At 74.0% G+C, this 24,597-nt stretch carries 20 protein-coding genes; 4 read left to right on the top strand and 16 right to left on the bottom strand.

What is annotated here, in order from left to right; translation table 11 throughout:
• Nucleotides 1–89 precede the first annotated feature (89 nt).
• The 16 genes from ACFV0G_RS10675 to rsmH form a co-directional block, all read right to left on the bottom strand.
• Entirely contained in the window at nt 90–1,445 is a 1,356-nt protein-coding gene (locus tag ACFV0G_RS10675; protein WP_380544977.1) for a DivIVA domain-containing protein, read from the bottom strand.
• A gap of 49 nt (nt 1,446–1,494) precedes the next feature.
• Nucleotides 1,495–1,785: a YggT family protein gene (locus ACFV0G_RS10670; RefSeq protein WP_030262809.1), complete on the bottom strand. Its 291-nt coding sequence runs from the start codon at nt 1,783–1,785 to the stop codon at nt 1,495–1,497.
• A 73-nt stretch (nt 1,786–1,858) separates the two neighbouring features.
• Nucleotides 1,859–2,467 carry a cell division protein SepF gene (locus tag ACFV0G_RS10665; protein WP_380544974.1) on the bottom strand — a complete coding sequence of 203 codons (609 nt, stop codon included), beginning with the start codon at nt 2,465–2,467 and terminating at the stop codon, nt 1,859–1,861.
• 211 nt (nt 2,468–2,678) lie between these two features.
• Nucleotides 2,679–3,401: a YggS family pyridoxal phosphate-dependent enzyme gene (locus ACFV0G_RS10660; protein ID WP_380544986.1), complete on the bottom strand. Its 723-nt coding sequence runs from the start codon at nt 3,399–3,401 to the stop codon at nt 2,679–2,681.
• 62 nt (nt 3,402–3,463) lie between these two features.
• The gene (gene pgeF, locus ACFV0G_RS10655; protein WP_380544971.1) at nt 3,464–4,198 is read right to left on the bottom strand and encodes a peptidoglycan editing factor PgeF; all 735 of its coding nucleotides are present in this window, start codon (nt 4,196–4,198) and stop codon (nt 3,464–3,466) included.
• Between the two features lie 11 nt (nt 4,199–4,209).
• Nucleotides 4,210–5,418, bottom strand: a complete 1,209-nt coding sequence (ftsZ, locus tag ACFV0G_RS10650; protein WP_380544968.1) for a cell division protein FtsZ — start codon at nt 5,416–5,418, stop codon at nt 4,210–4,212.
• Nucleotides 5,419–5,782: 364 nt separating this feature from the next.
• Entirely contained in the window at nt 5,783–6,547 is a 765-nt protein-coding gene (locus ACFV0G_RS10645) for a cell division protein FtsQ/DivIB (protein WP_380544965.1), read from the bottom strand.
• On the bottom strand, nt 6,540–7,646 hold the full coding sequence (gene murG, locus ACFV0G_RS10640; protein WP_380544962.1) for an undecaprenyldiphospho-muramoylpentapeptide beta-N-acetylglucosaminyltransferase: 1,107 nt from the start codon (nt 7,644–7,646) through the stop codon (nt 6,540–6,542). The genes ACFV0G_RS10645 and murG overlap by 8 nt, the downstream gene beginning before the upstream one ends.
• Before the next feature lie 6 nt (nt 7,647–7,652).
• A complete protein-coding gene (ftsW, locus tag ACFV0G_RS10635) occupies nt 7,653–9,023 on the bottom strand; it encodes a putative lipid II flippase FtsW (RefSeq protein WP_380544959.1) in 1,371 nt (456 codons plus the stop codon).
• A gap of 30 nt (nt 9,024–9,053) precedes the next feature.
• Nucleotides 9,054–10,481 (bottom strand): UDP-N-acetylmuramoyl-L-alanine--D-glutamate ligase, encoded by a 1,428-nt coding sequence (gene murD / locus ACFV0G_RS10630; RefSeq protein WP_380544956.1) that lies wholly within the window; start codon nt 10,479–10,481, stop codon nt 9,054–9,056.
• Nucleotides 10,478–11,539 (bottom strand): phospho-N-acetylmuramoyl-pentapeptide-transferase, encoded by a 1,062-nt coding sequence (gene mraY, locus ACFV0G_RS10625; protein ID WP_380544983.1) that lies wholly within the window; start codon nt 11,537–11,539, stop codon nt 10,478–10,480. Before mraY ends, murD begins: the two co-directional genes overlap by 4 nt.
• On the bottom strand, nt 11,539–12,945 hold the full coding sequence (murF, locus tag ACFV0G_RS10620; protein ID WP_380544954.1) for a UDP-N-acetylmuramoyl-tripeptide--D-alanyl-D-alanine ligase: 1,407 nt from the start codon (nt 12,943–12,945) through the stop codon (nt 11,539–11,541). Before murF ends, mraY begins: the two co-directional genes overlap by 1 nt.
• The gene (locus tag ACFV0G_RS10615; RefSeq protein ID WP_380544952.1) at nt 12,942–14,531 is read right to left on the bottom strand and encodes a UDP-N-acetylmuramoyl-L-alanyl-D-glutamate--2,6-diaminopimelate ligase; all 1,590 of its coding nucleotides are present in this window, start codon (nt 14,529–14,531) and stop codon (nt 12,942–12,944) included. Before ACFV0G_RS10615 ends, murF begins: the two co-directional genes overlap by 4 nt.
• A 122-nt stretch (nt 14,532–14,653) precedes the next feature.
• Entirely contained in the window at nt 14,654–16,738 is a 2,085-nt protein-coding gene (locus ACFV0G_RS10610) for a peptidoglycan D,D-transpeptidase FtsI family protein (protein ID WP_380544949.1), read from the bottom strand.
• Nucleotides 16,735–17,202, bottom strand: coding sequence for a septum formation initiator family protein (locus ACFV0G_RS10605; protein WP_380544946.1), 468 nt, complete (start codon nt 17,200–17,202; stop codon nt 16,735–16,737). Before ACFV0G_RS10605 ends, ACFV0G_RS10610 begins: the two co-directional genes overlap by 4 nt.
• Before the next feature lie 179 nt (nt 17,203–17,381).
• A complete protein-coding gene (gene rsmH, locus ACFV0G_RS10600; RefSeq protein WP_380544943.1) occupies nt 17,382–18,350 on the bottom strand; it encodes a 16S rRNA (cytosine(1402)-N(4))-methyltransferase RsmH in 969 nt (322 codons plus the stop codon).
• A 581-nt stretch (nt 18,351–18,931) separates the two neighbouring features.
• Here rsmH and ACFV0G_RS10595 point away from each other — a divergent pair.
• The 4 genes from ACFV0G_RS10595 to ACFV0G_RS10580 all read left to right on the top strand — a co-directional run.
• Complete coding sequence (locus ACFV0G_RS10595) at nt 18,932–19,471, top strand: beta-class carbonic anhydrase (protein WP_380544940.1); 540 nt, start codon at nt 18,932–18,934, stop codon at nt 19,469–19,471.
• Between the two features lie 443 nt (nt 19,472–19,914).
• A complete protein-coding gene (locus tag ACFV0G_RS10590; protein ID WP_380544980.1) occupies nt 19,915–20,856 on the top strand; it encodes an AAA family ATPase in 942 nt (313 codons plus the stop codon).
• 1 nt (nt 20,857) lies between these two features.
• Nucleotides 20,858–22,177 (top strand): DUF58 domain-containing protein, encoded by a 1,320-nt coding sequence (locus ACFV0G_RS10585; RefSeq protein WP_380544937.1) that lies wholly within the window; start codon nt 20,858–20,860, stop codon nt 22,175–22,177.
• Nucleotides 22,174–24,597: transglutaminaseTgpA domain-containing protein (locus tag ACFV0G_RS10580; protein ID WP_380544934.1), on the top strand; the 2,424-nt coding region annotated here is incomplete at its 3' end. The genes ACFV0G_RS10585 and ACFV0G_RS10580, both read left to right, overlap by 4 nt.

Below are 24,597 nucleotides of genomic sequence, written 5' to 3'. Positions count from 1 at the left end.
GGCCTCGGCCCCGCGGCCCCCCCCCACCCCCGCGGCCCCGCCCGCGTCCCGCCCCGCCCCCCCGGGCCCCCCCTCGACTGCGTTCCTGCTTAGTTGTCGCCGTCCTCGTCGATGAGGAAGCCGCGCATCGGCGCCGGGGCCTGCTGCATCGGCTGCGGAGGCTGCGGGCGGACGGCCGCCATCGGCTGGGTCATCCCGGCCGGGGCCATCTGCGCGGCACCCGTCCCGCCGCCCGACTGGCTGCCGAAGCTCGGGCTGCTGCCGCCGCCGAAGGAGTTCCCGCCGAAGGAGTTGCCCCCGAACGACTGGTTCCCGCCGAAGGAGGGCTGGCTGCCGAAGCTCGGAGCGCCGCCGACCGAGGAGGTCTGGGCCGGGGCCATCGACGACGCCGCCGGCGGCAGCGAGGCGGTGGCCGGGATCCGCGGCGGGGCCAGCGAGTCGTCCGCCTGCGACTCCAGCTGGCGCAGCTGGGTCTCCAGGTAGGACTTCAGGCGGGTCCGGTACTCGCGCTCGAAGGCACGCAGGTCCTCGACCTTGCGCTCCAGCGTGGCGCGGGCGGACTCCAGGGAGCCCATCGCGACGCGGTGCTTCTCCTGCGCGTCCCGCTCCAGCGCGTCGGCCTTGGACCGGGCGTCCCGCTCCAGGCCCTCGGCGCGGCTGCGGGCCTCGCCGACGATCTTGTTGGCCTCGGAACGGGCCTCGGAGATCGCCTGGTCGGCGGTCTGCTGGGCGAGCGCGAGGACGCGGGCGGCGCTGTCGCCACCGGGCTGCTGCTGGGGCTGGACCATCGGACCGCCCATGGGGCCGCCCATCGGGGCGAGCTGCGGCTGGCCCATCGGGCCGCCCATCGGCGCCAGCTGCTGCTGGCCGCCCATGGTCTGGCCCATCTGCTGCGGCTGGCCCATCGGACCGCCCATGGGGCCGCCCATCGGCTGCAGCATCTGACCGCCCATCGGCTGGACCAGCTGCTGCTGGCCGCCCATGGTCTGGCCCATCTGCTGCGGCTGACCCATCTGCTGCGGCTGACCCATCGGACCCGCACCCGGGCCGGGCGGCAGCGCCGGGGCACCGGAGGGCAGGCCGAGCGGCTGGTGGCCGCCCATCTGCTGCTGGCCGCCCATCTGCTGCTGCGGGCCGCCCATCTGCGGACCGGGGCCCTGCTGCTGGCCGGGCACCGGCGGACCGGATATGGCGGCGGGCACGGGCGCGCCGGCGGGGCGGCCGTCCTGCGGCGGCTGCTCCTTGCGCATGTTGGCCTGGTTCTGCGCGGCGGCACGCGTGGCGGCTGCCAGCTTGGCGCGCAGGTCCTCGTTCTCGCGCAGCAGGCGGGTCAGCTCGGCTTCGACCTCGTCGAGGAAGGCATCGACCTCGTCCTCGTCATAGCCTTCGCGCAGCCGGACGGTCGTGAACTGCTTGTTCCGAACGTCCTCGGGGGTCAATGGCATCTCTTCACCTCAACGTGATCGTCGGCACTCCGGAATCCTGTCGCATCGCTCACAACGACAGGGACCGCACGAGCGAGATCAGGACATACACAATGATCATCAGTACGAAGAAGGACAGGTCGAGCGCCACGCCCCCGAGACGCAACGGCGGAATGAAACGCCGAAGAAGCTTGAGTGGCGGATCCGTGACAGTGTACGTGGCCTCCAGGACCAGGACCATGGCCCTTCCCGGCCGCCACGAGCGCGCGAACTGGAAGACCCAGTCCATCACGAGACGGAAGAGCAGGATGAGCAGGAAGACGGTCAGCGCGTAGTACAGCACCGCCCCGACGATCCCCATCTCGTCTCCCTCTCCCCGGTCACTCCGTCAGTGACGCACTGTCGATCGGTCCACACATACAGTCGTGGCCGGGTCAGCTCTGGTTGAAGAACCCACCCTCGGCGATCCGAGCCTTGTCCTCCGCCGTGACATCGACGTTAGCAGGAGACAGGAGGAACACCTTCTGTGTCACGCGCTCGATACTGCCGTGCAGACCGAAGACGAGTCCAGCCGCGAAGTCTACGAGTCGCTTGGCGTCCGTGTCGTCCATCTCGGTCAAATTCATGATCACGGGAGTCCCGTCGCGGAACTGTTCCCCGATGGTACGGGCCTCGTTGTAGGTCCGCGGGTGCAGCGTGGTGATGCGGTAGGGCTCTCGTTCGTTCACTACCTTGGGCATGATCACCGGGGCGCTCTTCTCCAGGTTCTGGCGGCGGTCGGATGTGATGGACGACACTGGTGCCATCCGCGGGGCCTCCTGCCGGATCGGCACGGCGGCCGGCACGGGCTGCGGGGCGATGTGCGCGACCGGCGCGGGCGCGGGGCGCTCGGCCGCGGCCGGGCGCAGGTCCTCGGTGCGCCCGGTGCGGATGGGCTCCGGGTCCGCGTCGTAGTCGTCGTCGGGGTCGTACCCCTGGCCGTCGTACGTCTCGTCCTCCACGAGGCCGAGGTAGACCGCCATCTTGCGCATTGCGCCGGCCATGCTCCTGTCTCCTCCGCTCTGTGGTGGATCGACTCCGGCGCCGGCCTCGGCCTGCGGTTCTCCGCACCGGCCCCACGCCCCGTCGGCCGACGGGCCGTCAGGCCGTGAGGATGTTGCGGAGATGCGATCCACGAAGTGTTCGCTAGCGCGCTGAACGGCTGCTAGGTTCTGTCCTGTTTTGTCCTGCAGTCTGATCTACTACCCGGTGACGTTACCCGAGCGGTGACCGCACACCGAGTACCGCCGTACCGACGCGTACATGTGTCGCTCCGGCCGCAACGGCCTGCTCAAGGTCGCCGCTCATGCCCGCCGAGACCATCGTGGCAGCCGGATGGCTCGCCCGTACGCCGCTTGCGATTTCCGCCAGCCGCGCGAAGGCGGCGGCCGGATCGCCGGCCAGCGGGCCGAGCAGCGGAGCCACCGTCATGACGCCGTCCAGCCGCAGACCGGGGGCGGCCGCGATCAGGTCGGCCAGCGCGGGGACGTCGGCCGGGGCCACCCCGGCCCGGTGCCCGCCCTCGCCGTGCTCCTTGTCGAGCGCCACCTGCACCAGGCAGCCGAGGGGCGCGCGGCCCGAGGACTGCACCGCCGCGGAGAGCGAATCGACCAGCCGCGCGCGGTCCACGGAGTGCACGCGGTCTGCGTAGCGCACCACGGAGCGCACCTTGTTGGTCTGCAACTGCCCGACGAAGTGCCAGGTCAGCGGCAGGTTCGCGCACAGCTCCGCCTTGGGCGCGGCGTCCTGGTCGCGGTTCTCGGCCACGTCCGTGACGCCGAGTCCGGCGAGCAGCGCGGTGTCCTCGGCCGGATAGGTCTTGGTGACCACGACCAGGGTGACCTCGTCGCGGTCGCGGCCGGCCGCGGCGCAGGCGTCGGCGATCCGCTTCTCGACCACGTCGAGGTTGGCGCCGAGCTGCTCGTACCGGGCGCGCAGCCGCTCGTCGAGCGTCGACGGGAAGTCAGGGCGGTTCGGGAACGGAGCGTAGATGTCGTTCGTCATGAAGGATCGGGGCCCAACCAGACGTAGCTCGCGAGCCGGCCCGTGCGCTGCTCGCGGCGGTAGGAGTAGTGGTCGTCCGACTCGAGGGTGCAGACTTCGGAGCGCACCACGTCGGTGACGCCCGCGGCGGCGAGCTGGGCGGCCACCCCGGCGGCGACGTCCAGGGCGGGGGTGCCCCAGGAGGTCTCGGCGCGGGCGGCCGGCACCACCGCCGCGACCTCGTCGCGCAGCTGCGCCGGCACCTCGTAGCAGCGGCCGCAGACCGCGGGTCCGAGCACCGCGGTGATCCGGCCGGGCTCGGCACCGAGCTCGGCCATCGCGCGGACGGCGGCCGGGACGACCCCGGCGGCCAGGCCGGGGCGGCCGGCGTGCGCGGCGCCCACGATCCCCGCGACCGCATCGGCCAGCAGGACGGGCGTGCAGTCGGCGGTGAGCACGGCGAGCACGAGCGGGCGGTCGGTGACCACCGCGTCGACCGTCGGGGCCTGCCCCTCGGGCTGCCGCTCCGTCACGACCGCGACGTCGGCGCCGTGCACCTGGTTCATCCAGACCACGTCCGCCGGGTCCAGGCCGAGCTCCTCGGCGGCGAGCTCCCGGTTGCGGCGGACGGCGGCCGGGTCGTCCCCGACCGCACCGCCGAGGTTGAGCTCCCCGTACGGCGAGGTGCTCACCCCGCCCCACCGGGTGGTGGAGGCGAAGTGAGCACCGTGTCGACTGATGTGAGGAATCACGTGCGGGACGTCTACTTCAGGAAGTCGGGCACGTCGAGCTCCTCGGCGGGGCTCTCGACGTACGGCTGACGGGCCGGCTGGACCTGCGGGGGCACCGGCGCGGTGGTGGCGGCGGAGACCGGGGCCGGGGTGTCCGAGCCACGGGCGCCGTCCTCGCCGCGGGACGTCACCGAGCCGAGGCCGTAGGAGGGGCGGGTGGCCGGGCGCTCGGGCACGGCGGCCGGCGCCGGGGTGCTGGCCTTGACCACCGGGTCGCGGACGATCGCCGGCGGCTGGCCGCCGTCGAAGCCGGCCGCGATGACGGTGACCCGGACCTCGTCGCCGAGGGCGTCGTCGATGACCGCGCCGAAGATGATGTTGGCCTCGGGGTGGGCCGCCTCGCTGACCAGCTGGGCCGCCTCGTTGATCTCGAACAGGCCGAGGTCGGAGCCGCCGGAGATGGAGAGCAGCACGCCGCGGGCGCCGTCGATGGAGGCCTCCAGCAGCGGCGAGGAGATCGCCATCACGGCGGCCGCCTTGGCGCGGTCCTCGCCGCGGGCCGAGCCGATGCCCATGAGCGCCGAGCCGGCGTCCGACATCACGGACTTGACGTCGGCGAAGTCGAGGTTGATCAGGCCGGGGGTGGTGATCAGGTCGGTGATGCCCTGGACACCGGAGAGCAGCACCTGGTCGGCGGAGCGGAACGCGTCCAGCACGCTGACCTGGCGGTCCGAGATGGAGAGCAGGCGGTCGTTGGGGATCACGATGAGGGTGTCGACCTGCTCGCGCAGCGCGGCGATGCCGTCCTCGGCCTGGTTCGCGCGGCGGCGGCCCTCGAAGGTGAACGGCCGGGTGACCACGCCGATGGTCAGCGCGCCGAGCGAGCGGGCGATGTTGGCCACGACGGGCGCGCCGCCGGTGCCGGTGCCGCCGCCCTCGCCGGCCGTGACGAAGACCATGTCGGCCCCCTTGAGGACCTCCTCGATCTCCTCGCGGTGGTCCTCGGCGGCCTTGCGGCCGACCTCGGGGTTGGCGCCGGCGCCGAGGCCCCGGGTGAGTTCACGGCCCACATCGAGCTTCACGTCGGCGTCGCTCATGAGGAGGGCCTGCGCATCGGTGTTGATCGCGATGAACTCGACGCCCTTGAGCCCGACCTCGATCATCCTGTTGATGGCGTTGACACCACCGCCGCCGATACCGACGACCTTGATGACTGCGAGGTAGTTCTGGGGTGCTGCCACGTCGAAGGCCTCTCGCCTCGAATTTCCGGGTCGGCTCCCCATGTCGCGAAGGCCGACGGATGTCGATGGGTGGGGAGCCCAGCGCTTTCGGTGGTGTATGTCCGAAATGCCGACCGCCGACCCGAACCCTAAACTTGAGGTTTAGGGTTGTGGCTGTGCCTCTGTCACATCACTGCGGAACACAGCCCGGTGACACAGGACAGTAGGTCGCATCCGGCCCGTCTTCAACGAACACGCCGAGCTTCCCGTTTTTCTTTTGAGCCTATGTGATCATCGACTCCCGGGTGAAACCGGGGTGACCACCCAGGGTCGGACCGGAGCCTCGGCCCCGTCAATACCGCCCCCGGGGTAAGAACTTACCGGATCATCCCGACACGGCCGGGGCATCCGGTGCACTCACGTCGTAATTCGCGGCTTTCCGGCCCATCAGCGCGGTCAGCACCACGGCCTTGCGCGCGGTGCGCTCCGGGCTCCCCCAGCGGACGGTCACCCCGCCGGACAGCTGCACCCGGACGTCGTCCCAGCTGTGCACCTGGACCGCGCCGGCCCGCTTGGCGACCTCCGGCGGCAGCCCGGCCGCCACCGTGATCGCGGCCTGCACCAGGGCGGTGCGGTCGAAGACGGCCAGCGCGTCGTTCGCCTGCTGACCGAGTTGCAGATCCACCACCGGGACCCCGGCCGGGGCGGCCGCCTCGGTGGCGAAGGTGAAGCCGCCGGCGTCGACCTGGGCGAACTTCCCGTCCTCGGTGCGGACCGCGGCGACCGCCCGGCGCTCCGTCACCTTCACCCGCAGGGTGTGCGGCCATCCGCGCCAGACCTCGGCCTTCGCGACCCGGGGCACCGACTCCACCCGGCGCCGCGCCTCGTCCAGGTCGACCCGGGCGAGCGGCCCCTGCCGCAGACCGCCGAGCGCCCGGGCCACCTCGTCCTGGCCGAGGTGCCCGCTGTCCAGGCCCTGGACGGCGACCGAGCGCACGTCCAGGACGGAGGAGAGGAAGACCAGCCAGCCGAGCGAGCCGGCCACCAGGGCGCCGAGCAGGCACAGCACGACGACGCCGCGCCGGGAGAGCCGGATCCGCGGTGCGGCCGGCTCCCCCGGCGGGTCCGCCGGGGCGGCGCCGTCAACCACGGCGGCGGCCTCCGCGGGATGCCTCGATCGCCTCGTACACCATGCGGACCAGCAGCTCGTCGGCGTCCCGGCGGCCGAACTCGGCGGCGGCGCGGCTCATGTCCCACAGCCGGGCCGGGTCGGTGAGCACCGGCAGCACGTTCTGCAGCACCCACTCCGGGGTGAGCTCGGCGTCGTCCACCAGCAGGCCGCCGCCCGCCTTCACCATCGGCTGGGCGTTGAGGCGCTGCTCGCCGTTGCCGATCGGCAGCGGGACGAACGCGGCCGGCAGGCCGACCGCGGCCAGCTCGGCGACGGTCATCGCGCCGGCCCGGCAGAGCATCAGGTCGGCCGCGGCGTAGGCGAGGTCCATCCGGTCGACGTAGGGCACCGGGCGGTACGGCGGCATCCCGGGGATGTCGTCGACCACCGGCAGCTCGTTCTTCGGGCCGACCGCGTGCAGGATCTGCACCCCGTACTGCTGGAGCCGGGGGGCGATCGCCTGGACGGTCTCGTTCAGCCGCCGGGCGCCCTGCGAGCCGCCGGAGACCAGCAGGGTGGGCAGGCGCTGGTCGAGGCCGAAGTAGTGCCGGGCCTCCGGGCGGACCGCGTTGCGGTCCAGGGTGGCGATGGTCCGGCGCAGCGGGATGCCGATGTAGCGGGAGTCGCGGAGCTTGGAGTCCGGGGTGGAGACCGCCACGAAGTCGGTGTAGCGGGCGCCGATCTTGTTGGCGAGGCCGGGTCGGGCGTTGGCCTCGTGCACCACGATCGGGACGCCGGCGCGCTTGGCGGCGAAGTAGGCGGGCATCGCGACGTAGCCGCCGAAGCCGACCACGACGTCGGCCCTGACCCGCTCGATGACGTCCTGCGCGGCGCGGACGGTGCCGCGCAGCCGGCCGGGGACGGTGATCAGTTCGGGCGTGGGCTTGCGCGGCAGCGGTACGGCCGGGATGAGCGCGAGCTCGTAGCCGCGCTCGGGGACGAGCCTCGTCTCCAGACCGCGCTCGGTGCCGAGCGCGGTGATCCCGACGGACGGGTCGTGCCTGCGGAGCGCGTCCGCGAGCGCCAAGGCCGGCTCGATGTGACCGGCGGTCCCGCCGCCGGCGAGTACGACATGCACCGAAATTCACCGCTCCCTGCGCGCCGGCCGTGCGGCCGGCTTGCGCGCTGTGGTTCGTCGTCGTGGCAGCACCCGGGCCAGGAGTGCCCCGGACCGGGTGGGGTTCCGGGCGGCGAGTGCCGCCTTGGCCCCCGGGGAGCTGCGCGCGAAGCTGATCAGCACCCCGATGGCGCACATGGCCGACAGCATGGCGGACCCGCCGTAGGAGAACAGCGGGAGGGGCACGCCCGCGATGGGCAGCAGTCCCAGGGCCGACCCCAGGTTGACCATGGCCTGGGCCATGATCCACGTGGTGGCGGCTCCCGCGGCGTACCTGACGAAGGAGTCCTTCGTGCCGATGGCCACTCGGATACCCGCGTAGCCTAGTGCCGCGAAGAGACCGAGGACGGACAGCGTCCCCACCAGTCCGAGTTCCTCCCCGGTGGCGGCGAAGATGAAGTCGGTGTGGGCCTCGGGCAGCTGGCCCCACTTCTCCACGCCGGCGCCCAGTCCGGACCCGAACGGTCCGCCCGCGGCAAGGGCGTAGAGCCCGTGGAGGGCCTGGAAGCAGTTGAGGTTCGGGTCCGGCTTGGTGACGCCGATGCAGGCCAGCCGGTCGAGGCGGTGCGGCACGGTGATGATCAGCGCGGTGCAGGCGACCACGGCGATGCCGAGGGTGGCGCCGAACAGCCGCAGCGGGGCGCCGACCATCCAGAGCAGGCCGAAGAGCATCGCGACCAGCACCATCGTGGTGCCCATGTCGCCGCCGAGCATGATGAGCATCATCAGCAGCACGGTGCCGGGCACCAGCGGGACCAGCAGGTGCTTCCACTGGTCGAGGGTGTGGGTGCGGTGCTTGCGGGCCAGCAGGTCCGCGCCCCAGAGCACCACGGCGAGCTTGGCGAACTCCGAGGGCTGGACCTGGAAGAAGCCGAAGTCCAGCCAGTTCCGGTTGCCGTTGACCATCGTGCCGATGCCCGGGACGGCGACCAGCAGCAGTGCGCCCACCACCCCGAGCAGCAGCGGGTAGGCGAGCACCCGCAGCGCCTTCACCGGGGTGCGCGCCAGCAGCACCAGCATGACGGTGCCGAGCAGCACGGCGACCAGCTGCTTGCGGAAGAAGAAGGTGATCGGCAGGTGCCGCTCCATCACCAGGATCTGGGAGGAGGAGAACACCATGACCAGGCCGAGCACCACCAGCAGCATGGTGGAGCCGAGGATCAGGTAGTACGGGGTGAGCGGCCGGTCCAGCGTCCAGCGGACCCGGTCGCGGAAGGCGCGCAGCCTGGTGATCGGGGTCGCGGACTTGAAGGTGGTGGTGGTCGCCGAGATGAGCGGGAGCCGCGAGGGGCCGCGCTCCGGTGGGGCGGTCGTCCCCGCCTTGCCCTCACCGGACACGCGTCTCCCCCATCGTCGTGCTCCCCGTTCCTACTCCGCGAGTTCCCGTACGGCGGCGGCGAACATGTCCCCGCGCTCGTTGTAGTTGGTGAACATGTCCATCGAGGCGCAGGCCGGCGCCAGCAGGACGGTGTCGCCCGCCTCGGCGAGCGACGCCGCCGTCCGGACCACCTCCGCCATCGCCACCGCGCCAGTCTGGCCCGCGGCGGCCTCGATCACGGGCACATCCGGAGCGTGTCGCGCCAGGGCCGCGCGGATCAGGGCGCGGTCCTCGCCGATCAGCACGGCGGCCCGCAGCCGGTCCGCGGCGCCCGCCGCCAGGTCGTCGAACTCGGCGCCCTTGGCGAGCCCGCCGGCGATCCAGACCACCGGCTCGTACGCGGCCAGCGAGGCGGCGGCGGCGTGCGTGTTGGTGGCCTTGGAGTCGTCGACGTAGCGGACGCCGCCGACCACGGCGACCTCGGCGATCCGGTGGGCGTCCGGGCGGAAGGCCCGCAGGCCGTCCCGGACGGCCTTGGTGTCGACGCCGTAGGCGCGGGCCAGGGCCGCGGCGGCGAGCGCGTTGGCGATGTTGTGCGGGGCGGGCGGCACGATGTCGGAGACCGCGCCGATCTCGGCCGCGTTGTTGGCCCGGTCCTCGACAAAGGCCCGGTCGACGAGCAGGCCGTCGACCACGCCGAAGTTCGACAGGGCGGGGGCGTCGAGGCCGAAGCCGATGGCGCGGCAGCCCTCCTCGACGTCGGCCTCGCGGACCAGCGCCTCGGTGGCCGGGTCGGCCAGGTTGTAGACGCAGGCGACCTGGTTGCCCTCGTAGATGCGGCCCTTGTCGGCGGCGTACGCCTCCATGGAGCCGTGCCAGTCGAGGTGGTCGGGCGCCAGGTTGAGCACGGCGGCCGAGTGCGGGCGCAGCGAGGGCGCCCAGTGCAGCTGGTAGCTGGAGAGCTCGACGGCGAGGACGTCGTACGGCTCCTCGGCGAGCACCGCGTCCAGGACGGAGACGCCGACGTTGCCGACGGCGGCGGTGCGCCGGCCGGCCGCGGTGAGGATCGAGGCGAGCATCTGGACGGTGGTGGTCTTGCCGTTGGTGCCGGTGACGGCCAGCCAGGGGGCGGGCTCGCCGGTGGCCGGGTGCGGGCGGCGCAGCCGCCAGGCGAGTTCGACGTCGCCCCAGACCGGGACGCCGGCCGCGTCGGCGGCGGCGAACAGCGGGCTGTTCGGCGGCCAGCCGGGCGAGGTGACGACCAGTCGGGTGCCCTCGGGCAGGGTGGCGCCGTCGCCGAGGCGGACGGCGATGCCGGCCAGCTGCTCGGCCTTGGCGCGCAGCGCCGGGGAGTCGCCGCCGTCGACGACGGTGACCTCGGCGCCGAGGCCGTGCAGCACCCGGGCCGCGCTGACCCCGGAGAGGCCGAGGCCGGCGACGACGACCGGCAGGCCGGCCCAGTCGGGGTTGTCCGTCATCCGGCCACCCATCCCGCGTAGAAGAGTCCGAGGCCGACCGCGACGCACAGGCCCTGGATGATCCAGAACCGGACGACGATCAGGACCTCGCTCCAGCCGACGAGTTCGAAGTGGTGCTGGAGCGGTGCCATCTTGAAGACGCGCTTGCCGGTCATCCGGAACGAGCCGACCTGGATGATCACCGAGAGGGTGATGATCACGAAGAGGCCGCCGAGCAGGGCCAGCAGCAGTTCGGTGCGCGAGCAGATCGCGAGGCCGGCGAGGGCGCCGCCGAGGGCGAGCGAGCCGGTGTCACCCATGAAAATCTTGGCGGGCGAGGTGTTCCACCACAGGAAGCCGAAGCAGGAGCCCATCAGCGCCGAGGCGACGACGGCGAGGTCCAGCGGGTCGCGGACGTCGAAGCAGCCGGCGGTGGCGGTGGCCATGTGGGCGCAGGTCTGGCCGTACTGCCAGACGCCGATGAAGGTGTAGGCGCCGAAGACCATGACCGAGGCGCCGGTGGCGAGGCCGTCGAGGCCGTCGGTGAGGTTCACGCCGTTCGACATCGCGGCGATCATGAAGTACGCGAAGAGGACGAACAGCACCGGGCCGACCGACCAGCTGAAGTCCCGTACGAAGGAGAGGTGGGTGGAGGCCGGGGTCAGGCCGCGGCTGTCGTTGAACTGCAGGGCCAGGATGGCGAAGGCGAGTCCGACGAAGGACTGGCCGAGCAGCTTCGCCTTGGCGCGCAGGCCGAGCGAGCGGCGCTTGACCACCTTGATGTAGTCGTCCAGGAAGCCGACCAGGCCGAGACCCGTGGTCAGGAACAGCACCAGCAGGCCGGAGGCGGTGGGCGACTCGCCCGCTATCGCCTTGGTCGCGAAGTAGGCGATCAGGGTGGCCAGGATGAAGGCGATGCCGCCCATGGTGGGCGTACCGCGCTTGCTGTGGTGCGCTTTGGGGCCGTCGTCGCGGATGTACTGGCCGTAGCCGTGCTTGGCCAGCAGCTTGATCAGCGCGGGCGTGCCGAGCAGGGACAGGACCAGGCCGATCCCGCCGGAGTAGAGGATCTGCTTCATCACGAGGCGGCCCCAGGGGCGAGCAGGGCCTCGGCGACCTTCTCCAGGCCGGCCGAACGGGAGGCCTTCACCAGCACCACGTCCCCAGGCTGCAGCTGACTGCGCAGCAGCTCGATCGCCGCGTCCGCGTCGGACACCAGCACCGACTCCTCACCCCACGAACCTTCGTTCCTCGCGCCGAGTTCCATGCAGGCCGCCTCGCGTCCGCCGACCGCCACCAGCTTGGTGACGTCGAGCCGGACGGCGAGCCGCCCGATGGCGTCGTGCTCGGAGAGGCTGTCCTCACCGAGCTCCCGCATCTCACCGAGCACCGCCCAGGTGCGGCGGCGCTCCGGGCCGCGGCCGGCCATCGACACCAGGGCCCGCAGCGCGGCCCGCACCGAGTCCGGGTTCGCGTTGTAGGCGTCGTTGACGACGGTCACACCATCGGCCCGGTCGACGACCTCCATGCGCCAGCGGGACAGCGCACCCGCCTCGCTGAGCGCTTCGGCGGTGTCGACGACGGGCATCCCGAGCTCCACCGCCACCGCTGCGGCGGCGAGGGCGTTCGAGACGTGGTGCTCACCGTACAGGCGCAGGTTCACGGGTGCGGAACCGGCTGGGGTGATCAGCGTGAACGACGGCCGCCCGGTGGCGTCCAGGCGAACATCGGCCGCCCGGACGTGGGCGTCCCGGCTCTCGCCGAACAGCACGACCCGGCCCTTGGTGCGCTCCGCCATCGCCCGGACCAGCGGGTCGTCGGCGTTGAGCACGGCGACGCCCTCGGTGGTGAGCGCCTCGACGATCTCGCCCTTGGCCTGGGCGATGCCCTCCTTGGAGCCGAACTCGCCGACGTGCGCGCTGCCGACGTTGAGGACCACGGAGACGGACGGCGGGGTGATGCTCGTCAGGTACTCGATGTCGCCCTTGTGCCGGGCGCCCATCTCCAGGACGAGGTGACGCGTCGTCTCCTCGACCCGCAGCGCGGTCATCGGGTGCCCGATCTCGTTGTTGAGGTTGCCGGGCGGGTAGATGGTCTCGCCGTGGCGCTGCAGCACCTGGGCGATCAGGTCCTTGGTGCTGGTCTTGCCGGAGGAGCCGGTGAGCGCCACCACGCGGGTGGCGCCGGCGCGCTCGACCACGGCGCGGGCGAGCCGGCCGAGGGCGGCGACCACGTCGTCGACCACGATGGCGGGCACGCCGACCGGCCGGGCCGCGAGCACCGCGACGGCGCCGTCGGCGACGGCGCCGGCCGCGTACTCGTGGCCGTCCACCCGCTCGCCGACGACGGCGACGAACAGGCCGCCGGGCCGCACCTGCCGGGAGTCCACCACGACGGGGCCGGTCACCCGGGCCGCCGGGTCGGCGCCGCCGTCGAGCGTGCCGCCGACCGCCGCGGCGGCCTCGGCCAGGGTCAGAGCGATCACGGCTGCACTCCTTCGTCGGTCGGGCGGGCGTCCGCGGACGCCGCCGACTCGGGGTGGGTACGGTGCGCGATGGCCTCGCGCAGCACCTCGCGGTCGTCGAACGGGCGGACCTCGCCGTGGGCGTACTGGCCGACCTCGTGGCCCTTGCCGGCCACCAGCACGGTGTCGCCGGCGTGCGCGCGGGCCACCGCCAGGGCGATCGCCTCGGCGCGGTCGGGCACCACCAGCACGTCGCCGCGCTCGGTCTCGGGGACCTCGGCGGCGCCCGCGAGCATCGCGGTGAGGATCACCAGCGGGTCCTCCGAGCGCGGGTTGTCGCTGGTGAGCACGGCGGTGTCGGCGATCCTGGCGGCGATGGCGCCCATCGGGCCGCGCTTGAACGGGTCGCGGTCGCCGCCGCAGCCGACCACCACGTGCAGCCGGCCCTTGGTGACCTCGCGCAGCGACTCCAGGACGGCCCGCAGGGCGTCCGGCTTGTGCGCGTAGTCGACCACGGCGACGTAGGGCTGGCCGGCGTCGACCCGCTCCAGCCGGCCGGGGACGCCGGACGAGGAGGCCACCCCGGCGACCGCGGCGGCCAGCGGGATGCCCGCGGTGACCAGCGCGGTGATCGCGCCGAGCGCGTTGGCGACGTTGAACGGGCCGGGCAGCGGCACCGAGGCGTCGGCGCTCGCGCCGTCCGGGCCGAGGACCCGGAAGGTGGAGCCGGCCGGGCCGAGCTGCACGTCGACGGCCCGCCAGTCGGCGTCCTCGTCGCCGCGGGCGGAGAACGTGGTCATCGGGATCGGCGCCTCGCCGGCCAGCCGGCGGCCGTACGCGTCGTCGAGGTTGGCCACCCCGCGGCGGGCCTTGTCGGTCTGGAAGAGCCGGGCCTTGGCCCGGTAGTAGTCCTCCATGTCGGGGTGGAAGTCGAGGTGCTCGGGGGTCAGGTTGTTGAAGAGCGCGACGTCGTAGAGGACGCCGTCCACCCGGCCGAAGACCAGGGCGTGGCTGGAGACCTCCATGACCACCGCGTCCGCGCCGCGCTCGCGCATCACCGCGAGGACGGCGTGCAGGTCGGTGGACTCCGGGGTGGTCCGCTCGCTCTTGATCCGCTCGCTGCCGACCCGCATCTCCACGGTGCCGATCACCCCGGGCAGCAGCTCCGCGCCGCGCAGGCCGGCCTCGACCAGGTACGAGGTGGTCGTCTTGCCGTTGGTGCCGGTCAGACCGATCATCAGCAGCTGCTCGCTGGGCCGTCCGTACACGGCGGCGGCCAGCCGGCCCATCGCCCCGCGCACGTTGTCCACCAGCAGCAGGGGCACGCCCGCGTCGGCCGCCAGCTCGGCGCCGGCCGGGTCGGTGAGGACGGCGACCGCGCCGGCCTGCACGGCCTTGCCGGCGAAGGCGGCACCGTGGTGGTTGGCACCGGGGAACGCCACGTACACGTCGCCGGGGCGCACCGCGCGGGAGTCGTGGGTGATGCCCGTGACCGCGCCGCCCTCGACGGGCGCCGCGTCCAGCAGTCGGGCGACCTCGGCGAGCGGCAGCGCCGCCGGGCTGGTCGGACGGGGCGGGCTCGCGGAGATTTGATCGGGTTTCGGCACGGCGGGCAGGGTATCGGCCGAAGGGCCCCCAGGGCCAAACCGGGCCCGTCCGTCCCCGCCGTTCGGTGCCGCGGGGCCCCTCCCGGGGTCGTCGGACGCTGGACGGTCGGGGGTCTCGCTCATCAGGGCTTCCACTCCACGGGCAGGTTCGGCGCCGCGCTGCCGCTCGGCGCGACCTGCAGGGTCTTCAGGGCGAACTCCATCACCTGCTTGAACACCGGGCCGCACAGCTGGCCGCCGAAGTGGCCGTTGACCGGGTTCTGGATCACGCAGGAGACCGTCACCCGGGGCTTGTCGGCCGGCGCGAAGCCGATGAAGGAGGCGGTGTACCCGGAGTACCTTCCGGTCCTCGGGTCCACCCGGTTGGCGGTGCCGGTCTTGCCGGCCACCCGGTAGCCCGGGATCTGCGCCTTGGTGCCGGTGCCCTGCTCGTCGGTGACGACGGACTCCAGCATCTCGGTCAGCGTCTTCGCCGTCTCCGGCGTCACCACCCGGCTCTGCGCCCCGGCCGGGGCCGGGGTGTAGCGCCCGTCCGGGCCGGTGGTACCCATGACCAGGCTCGGCGCGACCCGCACCCCGCCGTTGGCGATGGTGGAGAAGACCGAGGTGGCCTGCAGCGCGTTGACCGACAGGCCCTGGCCGAACGGGATCGTGTACTGCTGCGAGCCCTTCCAGTCCTCCGGCTTGGCCAGGATGCCCCGCGTCTCGCCGGGGAAGCCCAGCCCGCTCGGCTGGCCGATGCCGAACTTCTGGAGGTAGCCGCCCAGCACCCGGTTGGACTCGGCCTGGTCCTTGCCGAGGTGCTCGGCGGCCTCGATGGTGCCGATGTTGGACGACTTGGCCAGCACGCCGGCCAGCGTCAGGTACCAGGTCTCGTGGTCGACGTCGTCGTGGAAGACCCGGTCGGAGCGCTGCAGCGTGTTCGGCACGGTGACGTGGGTGTCCCAGCTCGCCGAGCCGGTGTCCAGCACCGCCGCCATGGTCATCAGCTTGGCCGTCGAGCCCGGCTCGTAGGCGTCCTGGACGGCGGCGTTGCCGAGCTGGTCGGGGCGGGCCGAGGAGAGGTCGTTCGGGTCCAGGCCGGGCGAGGTCGCCATGGCGAGGATCCGGCCGCTCTGCACGTCCTGGACGACCACGTAGCCCTTCTCGGCGCCGGCGTTGGCGACCTGGTCGCCGATCGCCCGCTGGGCCGCCCACTGGATGTCCTTGTCGATGGTCAGGCGCAGGTCCTCACCGGGCACCGGGTCCTGCTGGCTGCCGCCGGAGCTGGGCACGATCCGGCCGCCCACCGAGGCGTAGGTGGAGCGGCCGTCCTTGCCGGCCAGGTCCTTCTGGTACTGCAGTTCCAGGCCGCCGGTGCCGGTGCCGTCGCTGTTGACGAAGCCCACCAGGTTGCCCGCCAGGTCGGCGGCCGGGTACACCCGGCGCTTGGCCGGCGCGTAGACCACGCCGGCCAGCGGGTTGGCGCAGCCCGGGTCGACCGAGGTGCGGCCGCCCCGGTCGGCCGGCTTGGCGAGCAGCTGGCGCTGCGCCCGGCAGGCCTTGGTGTCGGCCTGCTTGGCGAGGCCGGCGCGCAGGTCGGAGATCTGGTTCTTGACCTCCGGGGTCTGCCGGGCCGCGAGCAGCGCGTAGCGGCTCTTGGGGTTCTTCGGGTTGAGGTGGAGCAGCGCGGTGAGCTTCTCCTTGGGCAGGGCGAGGATCGGGGCGAGCAGCGCGGCGGCCTGTTCGGGGGCGTCCGGCAGGTGCGTGGCCTCGGGGGTGAACAGCGTCGGGTCGGCGGTGATGTCGTACGCGTCCACGGTGGTGGCGAGCACGGTGCCGTCGGAGGACGTTATCGAGCCGCGCTCCGCGGAGAGCACCACCGGCACGTACTGGTTGGCGCCGGCCTCGGCGGCCAGCGCGTGCGAGTCGAGCAGCTGGAGCTGGACGAGCCGGCCGGCGAAGACGGTGAAGACCGCGACCAGGGCGATGCCGACCACCCGCAGGCGGCGGCGCGGGTCGGCGAGCCGGATCATCCGGGGCTGCGGGCGGGCCGGCGGGCGCGGCGGGCGGCGGGCCGGGCCGGCGGCGGGCCGGCCGGTTCGGCGCTGGTCGGGGGTGCGGCGCGGTTCGGCTCCGCGCGGGCGGGGCGCGCGGGGCCGTTCGCCGGCGGGGCGCTGCGGGCGGCGGTCGCCGGAGCCGTGCGGGGGCCTGCGGGGGGTGCTCACCGGGTGCCCCCCTGGGTGGGGGTGCCGGCGGGCGGGGCCGGGGCGATCTGCACGCCGCCGTCACCCGCGCCGGGGTCGGGCGTCGCGGAGGCGCTCGCACCGCCCTGGGCGGCCGGGTCGGTGGGCGGGGTGCCGGCGGACGGCGCGGCCTGCGGCGACGGGTCGCCGCCCGGCCGCTTGACCGCCGGGCTGTCCTGGGCCTGGCCCGGCTTGCCGAGCACGGAGCCGTCGTCCTGGAGGAAGACCGGGTCGCCGCCGGGCACCATGCCGAGCTGCCGGGCGCGCTCGGCGAGGGCGTCCGGCGCGGCGTCGTGGTCGATCTGGCGCTGGAGGCCCTGCCGTTCGTCGGTCAGGTCGGTGGTCTGCTTCTTCAGCCGGGACAGCTCGAAGGAGCCCTCGTTGAGGGCGGTGTTGAGCATCAGCAGGCCGAGCAGGCCGGCCGAGAGGAGCACCACCACGAGCACCGCGAAGGGTGTGCGGCCGCGGACCGACCGCGCCCCGGGCCGAACCGTGAGCCGTGCCCTGCCCCCCTGCCCCGGGAGCCCACCGCTCCCCGGGACCCGCCCCCTGCGTCCGCCCACGGGCAGCAGGGGCCCACCGCCGGCCACCGGCACCGCGCTCTCCCTCGTGTCGTCGGCCCGGCTCAGCCCCGGGTCGCCCTGATCCTCTCCGCCACGCGCAACCGGACGGGTGCGGCGCGCCGGTTCTCCTCGATCTCCTCCTCGGTGGCGAGCTCGGCCCCGCGGGTGTGGAGCTTCAGCCAGGGCTGGTGCTCCTCGGGTACGAACGGCAGCCCGGGCGGGGCGGTGGAGGTGGCGCCGGCCTGAAGGTACTGCTTGACCAGGCGGTCCTCCAGGGACTGGTAGGACATCACCACGATCCGCCCGCCGACCGCGAGGACGTCCAGGGCGCCGGGGACGGCCCGGTCGAGCACCTCCAGCTCCCCGTTGACCTCGATCCGCAGGGCCTGGAAGGTGCGCTTGGCCGGGTTGCCGCCGGTGCGCCTGGTCGCCGCCGGGATGGCGTTGCGTACCAACTCCACGAGACGCGCGCTGGTGGTGAACGGTTCCTTCGCCCGTTCGCGGACGATCACGGAGGCGATCTTCCCGGCGAACCGCTCCTCGCCGTACACCTTGAGGATCCGGGCGAGGTCGCCGTGGCTGTAGGTGTTGAGCACCTCGGCGGCGCTCAGGCCCCGGGTCTGGTCCATCCGCATGTCGAGCGGGGCGTCCTGGGCGTAGGCGAAGCCGCGCTCGGCCTCGTCCAGCTGCATCGAGGAGACGCCGAGGTCGAACAGCACGCCCTGGACCTCGCGGATCCCGAGGTCGGCCAGGACCCGCGGGATCTCGTCGTAGACGGCGTGCACCAGGGTGGCCCGGTCGCCGAACGGGGCGAGGCGCTCGGCGGAGAGCTTCAGGGCGGCGGTGTCGCGGTCGACCGCGACCAGCCGGACCTCGGGGAACTGGGTGAGGATCGCCTCGCTGTGGCCGCCGAGGCCGAGGGTGGCGTCGACCACGACCGCGCCGGGGGCGGAGATCGCCGGGGCCAGCGCGTCCATGCAGCGCTGGAGCATCACCGGGACGTGCCTGGGTGCCGGGGTGTCGTTGCTCATCGCGCGGTGGCGCCCTTCGTCGGTGCTGCGTCCGCCCGGACGCGGGCGGCTGCCACCATTCTCGCCCACGGTCCGCGGCCGTCGGCACACCCCTGCACGGCGGGTGCCGCGGCCCGGCGCACGCCCCGTGCGGGCGGTGCGGCGCCACGCAGCCCGTGGTCCCCGCCCGCTCGCCTGGGGAAGGGGTGCCGCCCGGCACCGGGGAAGGTGCGCCAGGAGGCACCGGAGCGGGAGGAGGCCGCGGGCCGCGTGGTGCGGGCGGCCCTGCCGCGGGATCCGCGGTCGACGGAGCGTACGGGGCCGGCTCCACTGCGTGGTCAGCCTAGCGTCCGGGCCCGGCGAGTCAACGCTCCCCGGCGGCGCACCACCCGGGCGGAGGTACGGATCACCGCAGGTCCTGCCCGTCCGGCCGGACGGCACCGGGTCGCACGCCGCGGGCGCACGGGAGGGCCCCCGCGCCCGGCATACCGGGGCGAAGCGGGTGCATCCGATGGAGAACGGCCACAGCCGCGCTATGGACTCGATCACAGCCGGCCGGCGGTGGGCACCACGGCCCCGGAAATCGGATTACCTTCATCACCATGACAGTGACCCCCGACCGGCCCGTGCCGAACGCCGCTGCCACCGCCGCCCCCGGCATCACCGACCGCTTCGTGGAGTCGAACCGCGCGTACGCGGTCGGCTTCCGCGACGGCGGCATGGACGCCCGGCCCGTCCAGAAGGTCGCCGTGGTGGCCTGCATGGACGCCCGCCTCGACCTGTTCGCCGCGCTCGGCCTCGAACTGGGCGACGCCCACATCATCCGCAACGCCGGCGGCGTCGTCACCGACGACACCATCCGCTCGCTGACCATCAGCCAGCGCGCCCTCGGCACCCGCTCCGTCGTGCTGATCCACCACACCGGCTGCGGCCTGCTCGGCCTCACCGAGGACTTCCGCCGCGAGCTGGAGCTGGAGGTGGGCCAGCGCCCGCAGTGGGCGGTGGAGTCCTTCGTGGACCTGGACGGCGATGTCCGGCAGTCCATGCAGCGGGTGCGGACCTCGCCGTTCCTGCCGCACACCGAGGACGTCCGCGGCTTCGTCTTCGACGTCCACACCGGCCTGCTGCGCGAGGTCGACTGACCCCGTAGGACCCCTTCGCACGGTCCCGAGCATCCCCGTCCCTCGCCCGTCCCCGGCCCGGCCGACGCCGTCCGGGTCCTGCCCTCCGGCACCGGCCCGGCACCCGTGGCCGGGCCGGCCGGCCCCCCGCTGCTGCGGGACGAACCGGGACACTGCACGCGTGTCGCCCGGTCGAGTGACTTCCGGGTGTCGGACAGGGAAGAATGCGGGTGCCGGCCCGGCCCGCACCGATGTGCGGCTGCCCGGCCGAACGCCCGCCGCCCGTGCCGCTCCTCGCCGGAACCGCACCCGGCCGGCGTCGAGGCATCGGAGCGGGTCGGCCAGGAGCCGGCACGAGTGGTCCACATGGGAGCGAACGGGTGACGACCTACAACACGCAGGGTGCGGTGGGGGCCAAGCCCTCCGAAGGCTTCGGGGCCCGGCGGCCCGCGGGGCTCCAGGAGCTGGGCGCGGTGGCCGAGCGGATCCGCGCGTCGGTGGAGAGCGTCATCGAGGGCAAGCCGGAGGCCGTCCGGATCGCGCTGACGGTGCTGCTCGCCGAGGGCCACCTGCTGCTGGAGGACGTGCCCGGCGTCGGCAAGACCATGCTGGCCAAGGCGCTGGCGAGATCCGTGGACTGCACGGTGCGCCGGATCCAGTTCACCCCGGACCTGCTGCCGTCCGACGTGACCGGCACCAACGTCTTCGACCAGCACCAGCGCGACTTCGAGTTCCGGCCCGGCGCGATCTTCGCGCAGATCGTGGTCGGCGACGAGATCAACCGCGCCTCCCCGAAGACCCAGTCGGCGCTGCTGGAGTCGATGGAGGAGCGCCAGGTCACCATCGACGGCACCAGCTACGAGCTGCCGTCCCCGTTCATGGTGGTGGCCACGCAGAACCCGGTCGAGATGGAGGGCACCTACCCGCTGCCCGAGGCCCAGCGCGACCGCTTCATGGCCCGGATCTCGATCGGCTACCCCAGCCCCGACGCCGAGTTCGCCATGCTCGACGTGCACGCCGGGGCCAGCCCGCTGGAGGACCTCCAGCCGGTCGCGCACGCCGCCGACATCCTCAAGCTGATCGAGCTGGTGCGCACCGTGCACGTCGCGGACGCGGTCCGCCGCTACGCGGTCGACCTGGTCGCCGCCACCCGCAACCACCCGGAGCTGCGCCTGGGCGCCTCCCCCCGGGCGACCCTGCACCTGGTGCGGGCGGCCCGGGCCGCGGCGGCCCTGGAGGGCCGCGACTACGTGCTGCCCGACGACATCCAGGCGCTGGCCGTCCCGGTGCTGGCGCACCGGCTGCTGCCGACCGCCGAGACCCAGCTCAGCCGCCGCACCGCCGAGCAGGTCGTGCTCGACCTGGTCGCCCGGCTGCCGATCCCCCGTCCGCAGGGGCGCGGCTGACGTGGCCCCCGGCGAGAACCCTTCCGGGCTGCGGGTCGGTCTGCGCGGACTGACCACCCGGGGCAGGTCCTTCCTGGCCGCAGGGGTGACCGCGTCGCTGTGCGCGTACGTCTTCGGCCAGGACGCCCTGCTGCGGGTCGGCGTGCTGCTGGCCGCGCTGCCGCTGGCCGCCGCCCTGCTGCTGGTGCGCACCCGCTACCGGGTGGCCGGCGGGCGCCGGCTCTCCCCGCACCGCGCCCCGGCCGGCCAGGAGGCCCGCGTCCACCTGCGGCTCGACAACGTGTCCCGGGTGCCGACCGGCGTACTGCTGCTGGAGGACAAGGTCCCGTACGTGCTCGGGCCGCGGCCGCGGTTCGTGCTGGACCGGGTGGAGTCCCGCGGCTACCGCGAGGTGTCCTACCGGGTCCGCTCGGACCTGCGGGGGCGCTACCCGCTCGGGCCGCTCCAGCTGCGGCTGTCGGACCCGTTCGGGATGTGCGAGCTGCACCGCTCCTTCGCCGCGTCCGACGTGCTCACCGTGGTGCCGCAGGTGCAGGTGCTGCCGCCGGTGCGGCTGCCCGGCGAGCGGCCCGGCCACGGCGACACCAACGCCCGCGCCCTGGCACTGGCCGGCGACGACGACGTCATCCCCCGCGAGTACCGCCAGGGCGACGACCTGCGCCGGGTGCACTGGAAGTCCACCGCCCGCTACGGCGAGCTGATGGTCCGCCGCGAGGAGCAGCCGCTGAAGGCCCGCGCCGCGGTGCTGCTGGACACCCGGGAGACCGCGCACCGCGGCACCGGCCCGGCGTCCTCCTTCGAGTGGGCGGTGTCCTGCGCCGCCTCGGTCGGGTCCCACCTGATCGGGCGGGGCTACCGGACCAGGCTGATCACCGACACCGGCCGCAGCGCGCCGGCGGCCGGCAGCACACTGAGCACCACCCCGGCCGAGGCCGGCGGCCTGCTGCTCGACGAGCTCGCGGTCGTCGAGCACTCCGACGGCGGCGGGCTGGCCCGCGTCGAGGAGGTGCTGCGCGGCGGCGAGGGCCTGCTGGTCGCCGTGGTGGGCACCCTCGACGACGAGGAGCTGCACCGGCTGGCGCGGCTGCGCCGGCGGGCCGCCGGGGCGGTCGTCGTCCTGCTGGACACCGGCACCTGGGCGGGGCTGCGCCACGTCCTGCCGACCGGCGGCGACTCCGCCTTCGCCGAGCAGCAGCAGGTGCTGCGCCGGGCCGGCTGGACGGTGCTGCCCGCGAAGGCCGGCGACTCGCTGCCCGAGCTGTGGCGGTCGGCCGACCGCACCGAGCAGGGCAGCCCCTACCGAGACGAGGCCGGCGCGTGACCACCCGGGCGAAGTTGACCCTCTGCGCGGCCTCCGCGACCGCGCTCACCAGCCTGTGCCTGGTGCCGCTGCTGACCACGAACGGCTGGCTGGCCCAGGCGTTCCTGCTGGTTGCCGCGGCGGCCGGCGCCGGCGCGGGGCTGCGCCGGCTGGCGCTGCCCGGCTGGGCCGTCACCCCGGCGCAGCTGCTGGCCGTGCTCTACGTGCTGCTGTTCACCTCGGTGAACTCCTCGCTGGCCTGGGGCGTGCTGCCCGGCGGGAAGTCGCTGGACGCGGTGAACACCCTGCTGACCTCGGCCGGCACCGACCTGTCGCAGTACGCCGTCCCGGCGCCGGCCACCCCCGGGCTGCGCCTGGTGCTGTGCGGCTCGGTCGGCCTGGTCGCCGTGCTGGTGGACGCGCTGGCGGTGACCCACCGGCGGGCCGCGGCGGCCGGTCTGCCGCTGCTCGCCCTGTACTCGGTGGGCTGCGGCCTGGCCGGGGCGGCGACCGCGACGTGGCTCTGGTTCCTGCCGGCCGCCGGCGGCTACCTGCTGCTGCTGCGCGCCGAGGGCCAGGACCGGCTCTCCCGCTGGGGCCGGGTGTTCAGCGGCACCGGCAGGTCCTCCACCAACGCCCCCGTGCACAGCGGGCACCGGGTCGGCCTGGTCGCCCTGGTGCTGGCGCTGGCCGTCCCGGCCTTCCTGCCGCAGGCCGGCCTCGGCCTGGTCGGCGGCCTCGGCAACGGCGACGGGAGCGGCACCGGCGGCGTGGGCGGGCACTCCACGTCGCTCAACCCGGTGGTGGCGCTCACCGACAGCCTGCACCGCACCGACCCGATCGACCTGCTGCACTACCGCACGGACGCCGACGGCGCCCGCGAGATGTACCTGCGGATCGGGGCGCTGGACGAGTTCGACGGCATCGAGTGGCGCGCCTCGGACCAGCGCCTGCAGAACCGCACCGACCCGCTGCCGGGGCTCACCGAGCTCTCCCCGTCGGTCGCCTCCTCGCAGGCCAGGACCGACATCGACATCTCCGACAACCTGCGCACCGACTGGCTGCCGCTGCCCTACCCGGCGCAGCGGGTACAGGTGTCCGGCGCCTGGAAGTACGAGCCGGAGACCCGGTCGCTGGTCGGCGACAAGGGCCAGAAGACCAGCGGCCTCAGCTACCAGGTGACCAGCCTGGACGTGCAGCCCACCGCGGAACAGCTACGGTCGGCCGGCCCGGCGCCGCAGGACATCGCCGCCCGCTACCTGCGGCTGCCGGACACGCTGCCGGACGAGGTCCGCAGCACCGCCGCGAAGGTCACCGCGGGCAAGAGCAGCGCCTTCGACCGGGCGGTCGCGCTGCAGGACTGGTTCACCTCGCCGGAGTTCCACTACGACACCAGCATCGAGGCGGGCACCGGCACCAACGCCATCGTGACCTTCCTGCACGACCGGAAGGGCTTCTGCGTGCACTTCGCGGCCACCATGGCGGCGATGGCCCGGAGCCTGGACATCCCGGCCCGGGTGGCGATCGGCTTCACCCCGGGCAGCCCCGCCGACGGCGGCGGGTTCGTGGTGCGCTCGACCAACTACCACGCCTGGCCCGAGCTGTACTTCTCCGGTGTCGGCTGGGTCCGGTTCGAGCCGACCCCGTCCGCCGGCCAGGGCGCCGTCACCCCGTCCTACACCAACCAGCAGAACACCCCGGCGCCGGGCGAGACCACGGCCGCGCCGAGCGCCGCGCCGACCGACGCGGCCTCCGCCGGCCCGAGCGCGAGCGCCAGTTGCGACGCCCAGGGCCACCGGCTCGGCGACTGCGGCGACCAGCAGAGCGCCGCGGCGCCGATCAGCCACCAGGACGCCTGGTGGGAGTCGTGGCGGGCGCTGGCCGCGTACGCGGCGACCGGCCTGCTGCTGCTGGTGCTGGCCGTCCCGGCGCTGTGGCGGGCCAGGCTGCGCCGCCGCAGGCTCGGCACCGGGCGCCACCAGCCCGGCAGCGACCGGGCCGAGCTGACCGACGCCCAGGTGCTCGCCGCCTGGGAGGAGCTGATCGACTCGGCGTGGGACCTCGGGATCCCGCCGGACGACGCCAGCACCCCGCGCGGCACGGTGGCCCGGCTCGCCGAGCTCGGCGAGCTGGACGCGGACGCCCGGGCGGCGGCCGGCCGGGTGGCACTGGCCACCGAGCAGGTGCTGTACGCGCGGGCGGCCGACCGGCAGGCGCCGCTGGGCGCGGACGTCCGGGCGGCCCGGGAGGGGCTGCGCGCCTCGGCCGGCCGGTACGGGCGGCTGCGCGCGGTGCTGCTGCCGCCGTCCACCGTCCGGGTGTGGTGGCGGGTCGCCGACCGCTGGACGGCCGGGCGCGAGCGGGTGCGCAACCGGTTCGAGCGGATCTCCGCTGCGGTGCGCGGCGCCGGCCGGCGGGTGCTGCGCCGGCCGCCGCAGGAC

The sequence above is a fragment of the Kitasatospora sp. NPDC059571 genome (genome assembly GCF_042735675.1).
In the GTDB taxonomy this organism is placed as follows: domain Bacteria; phylum Actinomycetota; class Actinomycetes; order Streptomycetales; family Streptomycetaceae; genus Kitasatospora.
The sequence above is the reverse complement of the archived record's forward strand: the minus strand, read 5'-3'. Positions and strand labels throughout refer to the sequence as shown.